The organism is Mycobacterium sp. NGS66 (assembly GCF_059812225.1).
In genome coordinates, this window is record NZ_JCALCG010000004.1 from 20,928 (window position 1) to 36,548 (window position 15,621).

At 64.6% G+C, this 15,621-nt stretch carries 15 protein-coding genes and 1 pseudogene; 12 read left to right on the plus strand and 4 right to left on the minus strand.

What is annotated here, in order from left to right; translation table 11 throughout:
• Nucleotides 1-5: 5 nt before the first annotated feature.
• The 6 genes from AC5Y2L_RS10065 to AC5Y2L_RS10090 are packed head-to-tail and all read left to right on the plus strand — an operon-like array spanning nt 6 to nt 6,726.
• On the plus strand, nt 6-1,004 hold the full coding sequence (locus AC5Y2L_RS10065) for an alpha-ketoacid dehydrogenase subunit beta (protein ID WP_499935493.1): 999 nt from the start codon (nt 6-8) through the stop codon (nt 1,002-1,004).
• On the plus strand, nt 997-1,233 hold the full coding sequence (locus AC5Y2L_RS10070) for a lipoyl domain-containing protein (RefSeq protein WP_499935494.1): 237 nt from the start codon (nt 997-999) through the stop codon (nt 1,231-1,233). Before AC5Y2L_RS10065 ends, AC5Y2L_RS10070 begins: the two co-directional genes overlap by 8 nt.
• 19 nt (nt 1,234-1,252) lie before the next feature.
• Nucleotides 1,253-2,125 carry an enoyl-CoA hydratase-related protein gene (locus tag AC5Y2L_RS10075; RefSeq protein ID WP_499935496.1) on the plus strand — a complete coding sequence of 291 codons (873 nt, stop codon included), beginning with the start codon at nt 1,253-1,255 and terminating at the stop codon, nt 2,123-2,125.
• A gap of 19 nt (nt 2,126-2,144) precedes the next feature.
• On the plus strand, nt 2,145-3,680 hold the full coding sequence (locus AC5Y2L_RS10080) for an acyl-CoA synthetase (protein ID WP_499935497.1): 1,536 nt from the start codon (nt 2,145-2,147) through the stop codon (nt 3,678-3,680).
• Nucleotides 3,677-5,065 carry an aromatic ring-hydroxylating oxygenase subunit alpha gene (locus AC5Y2L_RS10085; RefSeq protein ID WP_499935498.1) on the plus strand — a complete coding sequence of 463 codons (1,389 nt, stop codon included), beginning with the start codon at nt 3,677-3,679 and terminating at the stop codon, nt 5,063-5,065. Before AC5Y2L_RS10080 ends, AC5Y2L_RS10085 begins: the two co-directional genes overlap by 4 nt.
• A complete protein-coding gene (locus AC5Y2L_RS10090; protein ID WP_499935500.1) occupies nt 5,062-6,726 on the plus strand; it encodes an FAD-binding protein in 1,665 nt (554 codons plus the stop codon). The genes AC5Y2L_RS10085 and AC5Y2L_RS10090 overlap by 4 nt, the downstream gene beginning before the upstream one ends.
• 29 nt (nt 6,727-6,755) lie before the next feature.
• On the opposite strand, the gene AC5Y2L_RS10095 is transcribed toward AC5Y2L_RS10090, so the two are convergent.
• Nucleotides 6,756-7,598: an enoyl-CoA hydratase-related protein gene (locus tag AC5Y2L_RS10095; RefSeq protein WP_499935501.1), complete on the minus strand. Its 843-nt coding sequence runs from the start codon at nt 7,596-7,598 to the stop codon at nt 6,756-6,758.
• A gap of 173 nt (nt 7,599-7,771) precedes the next feature.
• Here AC5Y2L_RS10095 and AC5Y2L_RS10100 point away from each other — a divergent pair, with 173 nt between their 5' ends.
• The 4 genes from AC5Y2L_RS10100 (at nt 7,772) to AC5Y2L_RS10115 (ending at nt 11,311) form a co-directional block, all read left to right on the plus strand.
• Nucleotides 7,772-8,614: an SH3-like domain-containing protein gene (locus AC5Y2L_RS10100; protein ID WP_499935503.1), complete on the plus strand. Its 843-nt coding sequence runs from the start codon at nt 7,772-7,774 to the stop codon at nt 8,612-8,614.
• The gene (scnC, locus tag AC5Y2L_RS10105) at nt 8,611-9,309 is read left to right on the plus strand and encodes a thiocyanate hydrolase subunit gamma (protein WP_499935505.1); all 699 of its coding nucleotides are present in this window, start codon (nt 8,611-8,613) and stop codon (nt 9,307-9,309) included. Before AC5Y2L_RS10100 ends, scnC begins: the two co-directional genes overlap by 4 nt.
• A complete protein-coding gene (locus tag AC5Y2L_RS10110) occupies nt 9,309-9,671 on the plus strand; it encodes a thiocyanate hydrolase (protein WP_499935507.1) in 363 nt (120 codons plus the stop codon). Before scnC ends, AC5Y2L_RS10110 begins: the two co-directional genes overlap by 1 nt.
• A gap of 293 nt (nt 9,672-9,964) precedes the next feature.
• Nucleotides 9,965-11,311, plus strand: coding sequence for a DEAD/DEAH box helicase (locus AC5Y2L_RS10115; RefSeq protein WP_499935509.1), 1,347 nt, complete (start codon nt 9,965-9,967; stop codon nt 11,309-11,311).
• A gap of 19 nt (nt 11,312-11,330) precedes the next feature.
• Here AC5Y2L_RS10115 and AC5Y2L_RS10120 read toward each other — a convergent pair whose 3' ends face one another.
• The 3 genes and pseudogenes from AC5Y2L_RS10120 to AC5Y2L_RS10130 form a co-directional block, all read right to left on the minus strand.
• Complete coding sequence (locus AC5Y2L_RS10120; protein WP_499935511.1) at nt 11,331-11,876, minus strand: class I SAM-dependent methyltransferase; 546 nt, start codon at nt 11,874-11,876, stop codon at nt 11,331-11,333.
• Nucleotides 11,877-11,886: 10 nt separating this feature from the next.
• Nucleotides 11,887-12,981, minus strand: a complete 1,095-nt coding sequence (locus AC5Y2L_RS10125; RefSeq protein ID WP_499935513.1) for an NAD-dependent epimerase/dehydratase family protein — start codon at nt 12,979-12,981, stop codon at nt 11,887-11,889.
• Between the two features lie 270 nt (nt 12,982-13,251).
• Nucleotides 13,252-13,608 (minus strand): annotated as a pseudogene (locus AC5Y2L_RS10130) (adenylate/guanylate cyclase domain-containing protein); the annotation flags it as partial.
• 153 nt (nt 13,609-13,761) lie between these two features.
• Between AC5Y2L_RS10130 and AC5Y2L_RS10135 the strand changes: the two are divergent.
• Complete coding sequence (locus AC5Y2L_RS10135; RefSeq protein WP_499935516.1) at nt 13,762-14,982, plus strand: cytochrome P450; 1,221 nt, start codon at nt 13,762-13,764, stop codon at nt 14,980-14,982.
• Between the two features lie 139 nt (nt 14,983-15,121).
• Complete coding sequence (locus AC5Y2L_RS10140; RefSeq protein ID WP_499935774.1) at nt 15,122-15,568, plus strand: hypothetical protein; 447 nt, start codon at nt 15,122-15,124, stop codon at nt 15,566-15,568.
• Nucleotides 15,569-15,621: the final 53 nt, after the last annotated feature.

The following is a 15,621-nucleotide window of genomic DNA, read 5'->3' on the forward strand; positions in this document are numbered from 1 at the left end:
GCCGGATGGACGAACAAGAGATGACGATGCGTGAGGCGCTGAACCTCGCGCTGGATCAGGCACTGCAGTCCGACGACAGGGTGTTTCTGCTCGGCGAAGACATCGCCGACCCGGGCGCTTCGGGCCCGACGGCCGGCCTGTCCACCAAGTACGGCCACGACCGGGTGCTGGACACACCGATCTCGGAGGCGGCGATCGTCGGTGCGGCGATCGGCGCCGCCATCGACGGAATGCTACCGGTTGCCGAGATCATGATCATGGATTTCATCGGCATCGCGGCCGATCAGCTGATCAACAATGCCGCGAAACTACGGTTCATGACCGCCGGGCGCACCACTACGCCGATCACCATTCGCACCCAGGTCTATGCCGGACTGGCCACCGGCGCAACGCATTCGCAAAGCCTGGAGGCGTGGTTCATGCACGTCCCGGGGATGAAGGTGATCGTGCCGTCCACCCCGCGCGACGGCAAAGGGCTGCTCACCGCCGCGATTTTCGACGAGGATCCGTGCCTGCTCGTCGAGACGATCCGGCTGCAAGCCAAGAAGGGGCCGGTGCCGGTTGGTCCCGGATTCTCAATTCCCTTGGGGCAGGCCGAAATCAAGCGACCGGGTACCGACCTGACCCTGATCAGCTACGGACGCGCCGTGCACGACGCGCTGGCGGCCGCGGCCATTCTGCAGGAGCAGGGGGTGAGTGCCGAGGTGGTCGATCTGCGCACGCTGGTGCCGCTTGACGTGGAGACCATCATCGAATCCGCCCGTCGCACCCGCAGAGCGGTTATCACGCACGACGCGGTCCAATTCGCCGGTCCGGGAGCCGAAATCGCGGCCATCCTGCAGTGTGAACTCTTCGGCGAACTGGCCGCACCCGTCGAACGCGTCGGCGCCCGGTTCGTCCCCAATCCGGCAGCGGCGGCATTGGAGGCCCAGGTGTATCCCTCGCCGGCGCGGATCGTCACGGCCGCGCAGCGAACCCTGCAGGGGGCGGGAGCGCGTGGCTGAGTTCATCATTCGCATTCCCCGGGTGTCGGTGGCCGTTTCAGAGGCTGAGCTCACCGACCTGCTGGTCGAGGCCGGCCAGCATGTCGAGGAGGGCACACCCATCTACGTGATCGCCACCGAGAAGGTGGAGCAGGAGATCGAAGCGGGAGCATCCGGCACGGTGCAATGGACCGGGCAGATCGGGAAAACTTACGACATCGGCGCCCAGATCGGCGTCATCAGCTCATAACGAAAGGCGAGGACAGACAATGGATCTCAACGAGACCCGGGAAAGAATCATCTACGAAAAGGAAGGTCCGATCGCGCGGGTCACGCTCAACTGGCCGGAGAAGGCCAACGCCCAGGATCAGAAGCTGGCCGAGGAAGTCGATGCCGCGCTGCTGGATGCCGACCGCGATTACGACATCAAGGTGCTCATCATGAAGGCCAACGGCAAGGGCTTCTGCTCCGGGCATGCGATCGGCAACAACGCGGTCGACTACCCGGCCTTCGTCGAAGGCGCGAAAGTCATGGGCACGCCGTGGAAGCCGCAGACGGACCTGTTCGTCAAGCCCATCTTGAACCTCTGGGAGTTCTCCAAGCCGACCATCGCGCAGGTGCACGGCTACTGCGTCGGCGGTGGCACCCACTATGGGCTGACCACCGACATCGTCATCGCCTCCGACGACGCTTACTTCTCCTATCCGCCATTGCAGGGCTTCGGCATGCCGTCCGGTGAATGCTCAATAGAGCCATGGGTTTTCATGAACTGGCGACGCGCGGCCTACTACCTTTACCTTGCCGAGGTCATCGACGCGAAGCGGGCGCTGGAAATCGGGCTGGTCAACGAGGTGGTCCCGCGGGAGGAACTGGATTCGCGCGTCAATGCGATCGCCCGCCACATCGCGCAGGCGCCGATGACGACGCTGCTGGCGACCAAGGCCAATCTCAAACGGGCCTGGGAGCTGATGGGCATGCGGGTGCACTGGCAGAGTTCCAATGACCTGGTCGCGCTTGCCTCGATCAGCAAGGATGTGCAGCAGCTGATCCAGACGGTGTTCAAGGACAAGGTGCTGCCGTCCGAACAAGCGCGCCGCCAAGCCGCCGCTGCATCGTCGGGCGACGGGGCGGCGACCACTTGAGGTTTTCGAGGTTGTCTCGGTGAACATCGCCGATCACGCGATCAGCGCCGGCCATGCGCCGGCGATCATCGTCGCGAACGGTCCCACGATCTCGTACGGCGAGTTGTATGCCCGCAGCCAACGGGTCGCCGCAGTGCTACACGATGCGGGGCTGCGCCGCGGCGACGGCGTGGCGCTGGTCTTGCCGAACCGGCCCGAGTTCCTCGAAATCACCTGGGGCTGCCAGCTTTCCGGGCTGTACTACACCGCGGTCAACACCCACTTCACGCCCGAGGAAGTCGCGTACGTCATCGACGACTGCGAAGCGCGGGCGGTGTTGGTCGACGGATCAATGCACGAGCTCGCCGCGCACATCCGCAGCGTCAACACGGGCGTCAAGGTGCACCTGGTTGTCGGCCACGACTTGCCGGGCTGGCACGGCTACCAGGACGCGCTGGCCGCGGCGGGCGCTGCGCCGCCGATGTCGGACGGCTCGGAAATGCTCTACTCGTCGGGCACTACCGGGCGGCCCAAGGCCGTGCGGCGGCCGCTGCCGACCGACGGCAACGGCTCGTGGGCGCAGTCGGTGCTGGAGCTGGCGCTGACCCATAAGTACGGGATGAGCCCGTCGAGCGTGTACCTCTCCCCCGCGCCCCTCTACCATGCCGCCGGGGTGAACTACACCATGGCGGTCCACCGTGTCGGCGCCGCGTCGATCATCATGGCGAAGTTCGACGCCGAAAACGTGCTGCGGCTCATCGAGACCCACCGCGTCACGCACGCCCAGTTCGTGCCGACCATGTTCGTGCGGATGCTCAAGCTGCCCAAGGCCGTCCGGCAAAAATACGACGTCTCGAGTTTGCGCTGCGTGATCCACGCGGCCGCCCCCTGCCCGGTGGATGTCAAGTACCGGATGATGGAGTGGTTCGGGCCGATTATTCACGAATACTACGGCGGTACAGAGGGATTCGCGGGCACGACGATAGGCCCCGACGAGTGGCTGGCGCATCCCGGCTCGGTGGGCATACCGATGTCCCGGATCCACGTCGTCGGCGATGACGGGCAGGAGCTTCCCGTCGGGCAGTCCGGTGAGCTGTATTTCGAAGGTGGCCCGAGTTTCGAGTACTTCAAGGATCCGGCCAAGACCGCGTCGGTGTACAACGAGCGTGGTTGGCGGACACTGGGAGACATGGGTTACGTCGACGAGGAAGGATACCTCTACCTCACCGACCGCTCGACGTTCATGATCGTCTCGGGTGGGGTGAACATCTATCCGCAGGAGGCGGAGAACCTTCTGATCATGCACCCCAAACTCGTCGACGCGGCGGTGTTCGGCGTCCCTAACGAGGAGTTCGGCGAGGAGGTCAAAGCCGTCGTACAACCGGCCGACGGCGTCGTCCCGGGACCCGAGCTGGCGGCCGAGCTCATCGAGTACTGCCGAGCGCACCTCGCGCGGTACAAATGCCCGCGCACAATCGAATTCGACCCGGAACTGCCCCGGGATCCGAACGGAAAGCTCTACAAGAGGCGCATCCGCGACCGCTATTGGCAGGGGCGGGTATCACGGATCGTATGAACGAGGGAATGGTCATGGATGTGAACTGGACGCCGCTTCCGGTGCCGTGGGCCGTGCAGACACCCGATCGTATTCCCAAGCAGCGCTACTACGATCCGGACTTCTACGCGCTGGAAAACGAGATGTTCTGGCCGCGCGTGTGGCAGCTCGCCTGCCGCCTGGAGGAGATACCAAAGCCCGGAGATTTCGTGGAATACGAGATCTTGGACGACTCGGTCATCGTGGTGCGGGTCGATGCCGACACGGTGCGCGCCTACCACAACGCGTGCCGGCATCGTGGGGTAAAGCTGGTGGAGGGCAATGGATCTCGGCGTACCTTTGTCTGCCCGTTCCACGGCTGGTGTTGGAGCATCGACGGACGCAACACCTTCGTCGCGCGCCCGGAGGTGTTCGCCGAGGAGAATCTGCGCCCCGACGACCTTCAACTGGTGTCGGTCCGGTGCGAGCTGTGGGGCGGATGCGCGTGGATCAACTTCGACGACCAAGCGCCCACGCTGCGCGAATGCCTCGAGCCGTTCGCGTCGATCTATGACGCCTGGCAGGTCGAGTCGCTGCGCGTCGAGTGGTGGCAGGCATGCCGTCTCCCGGTGAACTGGAAACTGGCGACGGCGGCGTTCATGGAGGGCTACCACGTGCCGCAGACGCATCCCCAGCTGCTGCCGTCCGCGCAGACGGCCGGTCCCTCTGCTGCGGGGCATCCCGTAGTGCAGAGCAGCCTGTACTTCATGCGCACCCTGGGCGACGGCATGGGCGGCATGACCCACGAGAACGACATCCGGATTGCCGAGGGCTTGCAGACCATCGAGTTGCCGTCGGATCCGGCCGAAGCGCTGACCGCCTGGCGCACGGCCCTCAACGACGCCGTCGTCAGCTGGCACCGGGCCCGGGGCAGCACCATGCCCGACCTCAACGACCTGGTCCGACGCGGCATCACCGACGCGATCGGGTTCGGGTTCCCGCACCACTTCATCCTGCCCACCTACAGCAGTGCGTCCTCGTACCGGATACGGCCGCTGGGACCCGAGGAGACGCTGTTCGAAATCTGGTCCCTCACCCGATATCCCGGTGACGTTTCCGCAGGAAGACCGAAGCCGCCCGAGCCGATGGCGCCCGACGACCCGCGTTGGCCGCCGATCCCCGCCCAGGACTTCTCCAACCTGCCCCGTCAGCAGAAAGGCCTGCACTCCAAGGGATTCGAGTACATGCGGCTGTCCAACCAGATCGAGGGACTGATCTCGAATTTTGAACGCGTGGTCGACGGCTTCCTCGCCGGCCTGCCCTACGACGCGTTGGTACCGGCGATCCAGAAGACCAACACCACGATCGACGTTCCGGTGGTGGACTTGGGATTCAGCAGCCCGGTCACTTCGGAGGCACGATCATGACGACCTGGGACCACTCCGTCGACCTGCTGATCGTCGGCAGCGGCGGCGGCGGCATGGTGGCCGCATTGGCGGCGCTCGACGCCGGGATCGAGCCGCTGGTGATCGAAAAGCAGGACCTCATCGGCGGGGCGACCGGGATGTCGGGCGGCATGATCTGGCTGCCGAACAACCCGCTGATGCGCGCCGAAGGCATCCCCGACTCGCACGAGGACGGTTTGGCGTACTTCGACGACGTCGTCGGCGACATCGGCCCGGCCTCGTCCGTCGCCCGCCGAGAGATGTTCCTCACCGCCGGCTACGAGATGATGGACTTCCTCCTGCAAAGGGGCGTCCGCCTTGTCCGGTGCCCCGGCTACAGCGACTACTATCCAAACCACAAGGGCGGCAACGCAGTCGGACGGTCGGTCGAGGGCATTCCCTACGACGCCTCAGTGTTAGGCGACTGGAGCGACAGGCTCCAAAGGATGGACAAGAACTGGAACCGAGGATTCGTGGTGAAGACCAACGAGCTGCGGTCGGTGCAATACTTCAACCGCTCGCCGCGCGCGTTCGCGGTAGCGATGCGGGTGTTCACGCGCACCTGGTTGGCTCGGCTTCGGGCCCGCACAATGTTGACCAACGGCGCGTCAATCATCGGTCAGATGCTCAAGGTGCTGATCGACCTCAGCGGGGGTGATCCACCGGTGTGGACCGGAACTGCGATGGACGATCTGATCGTCGACGAAGGTCGGGTCGTCGGTGCCCGGGTCACTCGCGGCAGCGCGTCGTTGAATGTCGAGGCGCGCAAAGGAGTGCTGCTCGCCGCGGGGGGATTTAGCCGCAACGCGGAGATGCGCCGCCGCTTCAGCGGCGACCAGCCCAACGAGGCAAAGTGGTCTCTGTCCAATACCGGCGACACCGGTGAAGTGCTGCAGACGGCGATGCGACTTGGCGCAAAGACCGACTTGCTGGATGAAGCCTGGTGGCTCCCATCGGTTTTCGTCGCAGACTCCCGCGCCCGTGCGATCGGCCAAGCGCGGCAGCGTCCCGGGGCCATCTACGTCGACGGCACCGGCAGGCGCTTCTGCAATGAGTCGAACTCCTATGTCGAAGTGGGCAAAGCTATGTACGCCAACAAAGCGGTGCCCTGTTGGCAGATCTTCGATGAAGGTTATGTCAGGCGATACGTGTCGTCCGCCAATCCGTTTCAGAAGCGTCGGCTGCCGGAAGAGGTGATCGAGTCCGGCGCGGTCGTGCGGGGTAGTACGATCGCTGACCTGGCAAGCCAGATAGGCGTCCCCGCACCAGCATTGGAGCAGACCGTCGCCCGCTTCAATGAGTTCGCGGCCCGGGGTCTCGATCCGGACTTCGGGCGCGGTCAGTCGGCGTACAACGTATGTCTGGGCGACCCCGGTTACAAACCCAACGCCGCGCTCGGGCCGCTCGACCGTGCGCCGTTCTACGCTGCGCGGGTATTTCCGGCCGACGTCGGTACCTGCGGCGGGGTGATCACCAACGAGCACGCGCAGGTCCTCGATCACGACGAACGCGTGATCCAGGGGTTATACGCAACGGGCAACATCACCGCCACTGTGATGGGCCGTAACTATCTCGGTGCCGGCGGAAGCATCGCCTGCACGATGGTGTTCGGCTACGTCGCCGCCCGCCACGCAGCCGGTTAGTTCGGCGAGACGCACGCGACACGCCGGGGTTACGGGCGCTTTTCCGTCTCGCCCTCGATGAAGTCGCGCGGCTTCATCCCCGACTGCATGAGCTCGGCCCGCCTCGCCTGAACGTCGGATGCCGCGCCGACCATATTGGTCAAGATGTGACTGACTTGCAGGTGCACCCGCATGCCCATCAGCTCCCACGCTCGCTTCACGTTGTTCTTCACCGCCATCAGCGTGGTCAACGGAATCTGCGCAATCTTGCGTGCCATCTCCTCGACGACGTCCTCGAGCTCGTCGCGCGGCACCACCCGGTTGAGCAGGCCCCAGTCGAGAGCCTGCTGGGCCGACAGGGTCGGGGCCAGCAGCAGCCAGTCCATGGTGCGATGCCAGTTCATCAACAGCCACGGCTCGATCATGGTGTGCCCGCCCGGTTCTCCCAGGCTCTGGGCAAGCGGCATCTGGAAATACGCGTCGTCGGACGCCACACAGAAATCGGTGAGCAAACCCAGGTAGATCCCGCCGCCCATGCAGTAACCGTGAATCTGCGAGATCGTCGGCTTGGGGAACTCCCACAAATACAGCGTCGGCCACAAGAACAGGTCGGCGGTGCCCTTGTACAGATCCTCAAACGTGTTGCCGAATTCGGGGTATGGATTCTCGTCCGGCCCCCAGCGGGCCACGTGCCCCCCGCAGAAACCTTTGCCGTTGGCCTTGAGGATGACGACTTTGATCTCCTTGTCCCGGTCGGCCTCATGCAGGCAATCGTCGACTTCGGTGACCAGGACGGCATCCTTGGTGTTGGCCTTGTCGACCCGGTTCAGGATGATCCGCGCAATCGGCGGTTCGCGTTCATAGATGACCGCTTCGAGCACACGCCGCTCCATGCCGGCTGACATTACCGGATACCGAGCTTGCCGAGAACGACCGTTGATTGACGGCATGATTTCGGTTGTGCCGCTGCAGATCTTGTTATTTGCCGCCCAGGGTGGTTGCGTGATGTCCAGACTTGCGGTGAGGTGACCTGAAGGCACAGTTCCTCGAAAGAATGGAGCTCCGCATGCCAACTCCGTCAGACCGGGCAGCACAGCTGGACCTGATGGCCCGGCTGAAGTCGTCCTTTCCGGAGCTGCCCGACGCACCCACACCCGATCTCCTAGACCACCAGCGAATTGCCGCATACCTCAAGACACCGCATGATGTCGGCGGTGAGCCCGATGCTCCGCAAAGATTCGAGAACAAGCAGTACGAGATGTGGGAAGAGAACACCTACGTTTTATGCGAGGTTCTCGGCTGGCGCGGGATCTGGTTGTCGGAGGAGCGACGCCGGATGGGCAATGTCGATCTCGGCCGCACCATCTATCTGGGTCTGCCCTACTACGGCCGATGGCTGCTGGCAGTCGCCCGCATCCTCGTCGAGAAACATCACATCGGCCTGAGCGAGTTGGCCGAACGCATGGCCGAGGTCAAGGCACGGTATGCCGATGGCCTGCAAGGAAAGGCCTTGCAAGCCCGGCCGAAGTTCGAAGGCGACCCGTCAAACGTCAAGCGCAACCGTCACCACATTCACGCGGTCGGCCAGGGCGACCCACAAGTGTTCGCCGGGCAGGCCGGCCAGCCCAAGTTCCGCGTCGGCGATCGAGTCGTGGTTCGGGATCTTCCGATCCTGCTGTATACCCGCACCCAGGAGTACTTGCGTGGCGCGACGGGCGAAATCTCAAGCGTCGCATACGAAAGTCCGGCGGCTGAGGACGAGACCTGGGACCGGCCGGACATGAAACCGGAGTGGTTTTACCTTGTGCGGTTCAACCTCTCGGAGCTCTGGCACGGCCATACCGGACCCGGCAACGACACCTTGCAGACCGAGATTCCGGAGCGATGGCTGGAAAGGATCTCAGCATGACAGATCATGATCACGATCGAACTGCTGCACCAATGGTGGACGAGATAACCGATTTCGAAGTACTCGAGATCGCGTTGCGCGAATTGTGCATCGAGAAAGGCATATTCACTGCGGAGGATCATCGGCGCTTCACCGAATTCGCCGAACAGATCGGCCCGGCGCCCGCGGCCCGCATGGTGGCCCGGGCCTGGCTCGATCCCGAGTACAAGGCGCTGGCGCTCACCGACGCGCTGGCGGCGAGCAAGGAAGTCGGTGTCGACTGGCTGCAGCCCACGGGTTTCGGTACGCCCAGCGACTTCACGGCCTTTCGCGTGCTCGAAGACACGCCCACACTGCACCACGTCATCGTCTGCACCTTGTGTTCCTGCTACCCGCGGCCGATCCTGGGCAATTCGCCGGAGTGGTACCGAACACCCAACTACCGGCGACGTATCGTGCGCTGGCCGCGCCAGGTGCTCGCCGAGTTCGGGCTGTACTTGCCCGAAGAGGTCGAGATCCGGGTGGAGGACTCCAATCAGAAGCACCGGTTCATGGTCATGCCCGTACGTCCGGAAGGCACCGACGGCTGGTCGGAGGACCAGCTGGTGGAGATCATCACCCGCGATTGTCTGATCGGCGTCGCGCTGCCGAAGGTCGACGTGACCACGAACGTGATCACCGAGACCCGGCCTGCCATCCACCCGGTGGAACAGTGATGGCGAATACTCGTTCGGTCAACGGCACCGCACCCACGGCGCTGGCGAAAATCATTGAACGCAACCAGGTCTGGCGCCGGATGGCAGCAAAGTACGGCGTCGACAACCCCGTACCGCCATGGAAGACCAGTCTCGACGGTATCTGCGACGCACTCGACCAAAGCGCCTGTGGCTCAGAGGTACTCAACTTCGTTGAGCGGCGTGACGAAGAGGACGCGCTCTCGGCAACCGTCTATTCCACGCTGCCCTATCCCGAGAATCGGCTGGTCGCGCTAGCGCACTCGTTGGTGGCGCGCGGCGTTATCGACGAGTCCGAGCTCGAGGAGCGTATGGCGGCAGTGCGGGCGAGGCTGGAATCCTGAGCGTCAGGCTCGGACCCAACGATTCCCGCGCCCATTTAGTCGTTCCGTGCCGCGTGCGCTAGGCTGGCAGGAACGTTGGCCGCATAACCCTGATGCCAACACCGTCGTGGAACGCTTTTCATCCCCCTCGTGTCAACCCTTGCGTTGCCCCGAGTCCAGATGATCCGTGCATCTCGCACCAGCTTGTCTCGCGGCGATCGATTTTGCCTTCCGGCAATCTCGCCACCTTGTGCAGGCCGCGCGACGATCGCGTCTTTAGGCCACGCACCACCGATGCCTGAAAGGCACCGAAAGTGACTACTGACAAAACCTTTGCCGATCTCGGCGTGCCGAGACCGCTCCTAAATGCCCTCGCCGCCCACGGTATGACACATCCATTTCCGATCCAGGTCGAGACCCTTCCCGATACACTCGCCGGCCGAGACGTACTCGGTCGCGGAAAGACCGGCAGCGGAAAGACACTTGCATTTTCGATTCCACTGATCAGCCGGCTTTCCGGACGCGCGCACCCGTCGCGACCTGCGGGTTTGGTGCTCGCGCCCACCCGTGAGTTGGCGAGCCAGATCACAGCGACACTCGAGCCATTGGCAGTCGCCTACAACCTGCGGGTCAGCACGATCTTCGGTGGCGTATCACAATCCCGGCAGGTGGCCGCGCTCAAATCCGGCGTCGACATCGTGGTGGCCTGTCCGGGCCGGCTCGAGGATCTGATGAAGCAGCGTCTGATCAGTCTCGACGCGGTCGAGATCACGGTGATCGACGAGGCCGATCACATGGCAGACCTCGGTTTCCTGCCCGGCGTCACCCGGATACTGGCAGCCACCCCGCGCGGTGGGCAGCGGCTGCTGTTTTCTGCCACCCTGGACAACGGCGTCGACAAGCTCGTCACGCGATTCCTCCGAAATGCGGTGTCGCACTCCGTCAATGAGGTCAACTCACCCGTTTCAGAAATGACCCATCACGTCTTTTATGTCGCCAGCGCAGCGGCCAAGAAAGAATTGGTGCACCGCCTCGCCTCCGGCACGGGACGCCGAATTCTGTTCCTGCGCACCAAGCATCAAGCGCGCAAGCTCGCCAAGCAGCTCACCGAGTCGGGAGTTCGGTCAGTCGATTTGCACGGAAACCTGTCTCAACCCGCACGCGAACGCAACCTTGCGATGTTCGCTGCGGGCAGCGCCCGGGTGTTGGTAGCAACCGATATCGCCGCACGCGGCGTGCACGTTGACGAAGTCGAACTAGTCGTGCACATCGACCCGCCAAGTGAGCACAAATCCTATCTGCATCGGTCCGGACGCACCGCACGGGCAGGAAGCACTGGCGACGTGGTCACCGTGGTTCTGCCCGAGCAGCGCGAACACACCCAGGCGCTGATGCGCAAGGCCGGCGTCAAGGTCGCCCCCAAGCATGTCAGCGCAGATTCGGAAGCCGTGCAGGCGCTTGTAGGTGAGACTGCGCCTTACCAGCCTGCCCCCGTCACTGTCTCGTCGCCTTCTCGGCAGCGACCTCGTCGCACTCGCACGCGATCAGCGAGGACTATTCGGGTCGACACAACACCGGGGAGGTCGGAGCGCGCCGCCACACCGACGCGGCAAGTCAGACATCGTCGCCGTTCCACCCGCCCGCAGCGAAGTGCCGGCTAGGTGGCCGCGTTCGGAAGAGCTAGGCGCGAGCCAGCAGCCACGCGTGGCCCTCGCCCTCGCCGGCCGCAATCAGGTCGAGTTCACCGAAGGCGGCGGGTAGTTCGCCGCGGGTTGCCCGATACGGCCCTGGGGCGCTGCCGATTTCGCTCAGCGAGGCAATCGCCAGCAGCCCGCCCGGCGCCAGGCGTTCGATGATCGCCTGGTCGAGCCGCCTGTCGCGAAATCTATGGCAGAGAACGACGTCGACGACGGGACCGTCGGGCAGGCCTTCGTCGAAGTCCCACGTTTCAAAGCGGCACTGGTGGCCAACACCGGTGCGCCGGGCCAGTTCTCGCGCCTGGTCAATCGCCACCGCAGAGATGTCCAGGCCCACTACCGTCAGCCCACGGCGGGCCAGCCAGACCGCGGCCAGCCCCTGGCCGCAGGCCAGATCGAGGCCGTGTCCGGTCGTCGGGAAGACGTCAGCGTAGGGCTCAAAGATGCTCGGTGGACCAACCGCGGCGACCGGTGCGGGTCCACGGCTCGCGTACTTGTCGTCCCAGCGGCGCCGGTCCTCGTCGGTCATCGGCGCCAGCTTACGGCTGCAGCACCCGTTCGTCGGAGTCCTGCGATGGACGTGGATCGCCCCAGCGTCGGCCGAGCGCCTGCATCGGGTCGGCATAGCCGCCGGGAATGCCCCGATACGGCGAGCGCCGTCCCAGATACCAGCGCATTGCCGGCGCGAGCAGTCGCAGCAGCACGCGCCGCCAGCCGACCTTCGCCCGCAATTCGGCATTCATGTCGGGAAGCGAATGATGCTGAAAGGCAAGGACATTCTGCGAGCGTTCGGTGTCCATCCAATCGGTCGCATACCAGGCCAGGTCGTCGTCCGGATCGCCGGGCCGTCCCGGGGGCAAGCCGCCCGCCAAGCCCATTGCGGCCGCCGACTCGGCGCCGAGGACGGCCTGGGTGATGCGGTGGGTTTCGTCGCCCCCGATGAGGAAGACCTCGCGGACCTGGTCGGTGACGGTCGCCGCGCAAAACGCGGCGGCGACGTCACGCACGTCGACGCTCTGAATGCGTCCGTCAGACGGCAGTACCGCCTCGAAGAAGATCAGCTCCCGGTCGATCGTCCAGCGGGGTTCGGCGCTGAGCACCGCTCCCAGCCGCAGCACCACCCACTCCAAGCCCGAGGCCATCACGTGCTGTTCGGCCAGCGCCTTGTGTTGGCCGTAGAGCTCGGTGGGCCGCACCGGAGTCGACGAGGTCAACAGGTCTTTGGTGCGGTGGGGATTACGCGCCCCGTACACCGCGACGCTCGAAGCGTGTACGAAGCGCGGTGGGTTTGGCAGCGCGGAGGCGGCCTTTACCAGCTCGGCGGTGGCGTCGACGTTGACCGACCGGGCAAGCTCGCGGCGGGCATAGCAGAACGGCGGAATGATCGCCGCCAAATGGATAATCGCCGATGGCGCAACAGCTTCCAGCAAGGCGGCGACATCGGTAGGCGACGTCAGATCGGCCCACCGCACCTCGACGCCGGGACGTGCGCTAAGCGCTTGTGCCCGGTTCCGGTTCGCGGGAATGTCCAGATCGGTTGCCACGACGCGACGGCCCCGGTCGGCCAGTGCGGCCACCACCGCGGAGCCGACCAGGCCGAACGCCCCCGTGACGAGTACGCGATCAGTGGTCACGACAGTCCTCCACGACGTCTGGACAGGTGTCTGGATTTAGTGGTCGAGGGTAGCGGCTCGGTAGCAATCAGGCAAGCGTGGGCCAGCGCATTTATGCCGGATTTCCCAGATAATACGTAGTCAAAGCATATTTGTGTGGTGAGCGTTGTCCGGCGCAGGCGCCAATTCTCTGCTGGACTGGTGTCTAGCTGCCCAACTCCGCATCGCGTACCAGCTGGACGCGCGAGGTGATGCCGAGCTTGGTGTAGATGTGCGAAAGGTGCGCTTGCACGGTCCGACATAGTTGCCCTCGTCGCGCAGCCGCACGTCGCCGGTGTGGATGCCGATGCGCAACCGGATCGGCGCCAGCGGTGCCCGCTGCAAGTCCAACGCGCAGGCCACCGCGTCGCAGGCCCGGTCGAACGCGATCACAAAGCTGTCGCCCTCACCCTGTTCGACCGGGCGCACGCCGTCATGGGCAGCGACGGCCTCGGACAGCGCCTGGTCCAGGCGTGCCACTGCGGCGGCCATCACCTCGGGCTGGGTCTCCCACAGCCGCGTGGAGCCCTCGACGTCGGCCAGCAGCAACGTCACGGTTCCGGTTGGTAGCTCATTCACACCAACGTCACTCCACTCAGTCGTGCTCATGCTAGTCAGCATGCGGTGACCTGCGCGGGAGAACATTGGCCAAATGGCCTATTAGTTTGCTGCGCGTGACGCGTACGTCAGCGTTCTTGGGCGTCGCGCAAATTGGCACGTTGGCCGATGGTCGTCGGCCGCAATCGCCGGATAGTCGAGTCCATGACCGTCGAAACCCCGACTGCCAACGTCTTCGATCTCGGCCTTCCGACCATCGCGTATCACGATTGCCGTGATCCCGACGAAGTCCACCGACTGATTCGGCACGCGCGCCACCAAGCGCCCATCGCCATCGGTCCTTTTGGACCCGAGGTGCTCACCTACGATCTGGTCCGCACCGTGCTGCGCGACTCGCGGTTCGCCATGCCGCAAGGAATCGGTCTGGTGGTGCAAGGCATCACTTCCGGCCCGGTGTGGGACAAGGTGTGCCGGCTTTTGATCAGCCTGAACGGCGCCGAGCACCTGCGCCTGCGGCGGCTGGTGTCCCGGGCGTTCACCCCACGCGCCGCCGCACGGATGCGCAGCGCGTGCACTGCCGTCATCACCGAACTGGTCGACCAACACGCCGCCGCCGGACACTGCGACATGGTCGCCGATATCGCCCAGCCGTACCCGGTTCCGATCATCTGCGCGCTACTGGGCGCGCCCCGGGAGGACTGGCACCTGTTCTCCACCTGGGCGGGCGACATCATCAAGGCGTTCGGTGTCCATGTCGCCGAACAGGAATCGACGATTCTGCGGGCTTGGGAACAGCTCGAGGCCTACATCGAAAACCTGATCGAGCGCCGGCGCCGAGCCTTGTCCGACGACCTCATCTCCGAACTCATCCGAGCAGAGGCCGACGGCGACCGGCTCACCCACGAGGAGCTGGTCAACCTCGCCGCGATTCTGCTCAATGCCGGAACCGACACCACCCGCAATCAATTGGCCGCCGCGGTGCAGGTGTTCGCTGCGCACCCCGACCAGTGGACACTGCTCTCCGAGCACCCCGAGCTAGCGCCGCAAGCCGTCGAGGAACTCATCCGCCACTCCCCGATCATCTACACGGCGCTGCGCGTCGCGACCCAGGACGTCGTGCTCGGCGATGCCCTGATCCCGGCAGGCACCTACGTCATCGCCAATACCGCGTCCGCCAACCGCGACGAGACCGTCTTCGACGACCCCGACCGTCTGGACATCACCCGTGCGGGAGCGCCGGCCATGATGACCTTCGGCGGCGGCGCTCACTACTGCCTGGGCGCGCATCTGGCCAGGGTCGAACTCGTCGAGGCGTTGCGCGTCATCACCCGTCGGATGCGCAATGTTCGTCGCACCGGCGCCGCACCATGGAAGCTGCCGACCGAACTCTCCGGTCCCACAATGCTTCCCATCGCGTTCGACTAAGGACGAGCAGACGCAAAGTTCCCCGACACGCCGGGTTTTTGGGGGACTTTGCGTCTGCTCGCGCTTCGGCAATCCTCAACGGGGGCGACATTGCGAATGATGCTAAGGAGCGGACGTGGTCGGAATTGGACAGGCGGCGATGGGTGCGGCACCGGTTTTCGGTGGTGCCATGCTGGCCTTCGCGGCTGGGCAACTCAGGGGCCCGGACTACCGGGGGATGATCAAGCAGGATATGGACCTGCTGGACCGGCTTCCGCCCGAGGCCACGGAAAGACGGGCCAACCTGCAGCGCAGCATCGATGACCGCATCGACGACCTGGTCGACGCCGCCGAACGGGGCCGTGCGCTGCGCAGGGCGGCCATGTCGTACCACGGCAATTGGCGCGACGTGGTGCTCTTTGCGTGCACTGTCTTGTTCACGATCGTCTGGTGGAACGTCAAACATGATCGAGCCAACTGGCTGCCGACCTTCATCGTGCTGATCGTGCTGTCGGTGGTGGCCGCCGGTTACGCGGTCCGAGGGGCGATCCGCTCCACGGCGGCGGTCCTGCGCCGCGAAAGCAAGCCACACCGACAACTTCCTTAAGTTAATAATTTTTGCAACAAAGGCGCCCGGAGGCATTGCCCACCGGCGGACAC

Bases quoted from the DNA above. Each gene is read 5' to 3' on its own strand.
- AC5Y2L_RS10065 (WP_499935493.1), top strand. From the start codon at position 6: ATGGACGAACAAGAGATGACGATGCGTGAGGCGCTGAACCTCGCGCTG.
- AC5Y2L_RS10075 (WP_499935496.1), top strand. From the start codon at position 1,253: ATGGATCTCAACGAGACCCGGGAAAGAATCATCTACGAAAAGGAAGGT.
- AC5Y2L_RS10085 (WP_499935498.1), top strand. From the start codon at position 3,677: ATGAACGAGGGAATGGTCATGGATGTGAACTGGACGCCGCTTCCGGTG.
- AC5Y2L_RS10090 (WP_499935500.1), top strand. From the start codon at position 5,062: ATGACGACCTGGGACCACTCCGTCGACCTGCTGATCGTCGGCAGCGGC.
- AC5Y2L_RS10095 (WP_499935501.1), bottom strand. From the start codon at position 7,598: ATGGAGCGGCGTGTGCTCGAAGCGGTCATCTATGAACGCGAACCGCCG.
- AC5Y2L_RS10100 (WP_499935503.1), top strand. From the start codon at position 7,772: ATGCCAACTCCGTCAGACCGGGCAGCACAGCTGGACCTGATGGCCCGG.
- scnC (WP_499935505.1), top strand. From the start codon at position 8,611: ATGACAGATCATGATCACGATCGAACTGCTGCACCAATGGTGGACGAG.
- AC5Y2L_RS10110 (WP_499935507.1), top strand. From the start codon at position 9,309: ATGGCGAATACTCGTTCGGTCAACGGCACCGCACCCACGGCGCTGGCG.
- AC5Y2L_RS10120 (WP_499935511.1), bottom strand. From the start codon at position 11,876: ATGACCGACGAGGACCGGCGCCGCTGGGACGACAAGTACGCGAGCCGT.
- AC5Y2L_RS10135 (WP_499935516.1), top strand. From the start codon at position 13,762: ATGACCGTCGAAACCCCGACTGCCAACGTCTTCGATCTCGGCCTTCCG.
- AC5Y2L_RS10140 (WP_499935774.1), top strand. From the start codon at position 15,122: ATGGGTGCGGCACCGGTTTTCGGTGGTGCCATGCTGGCCTTCGCGGCT.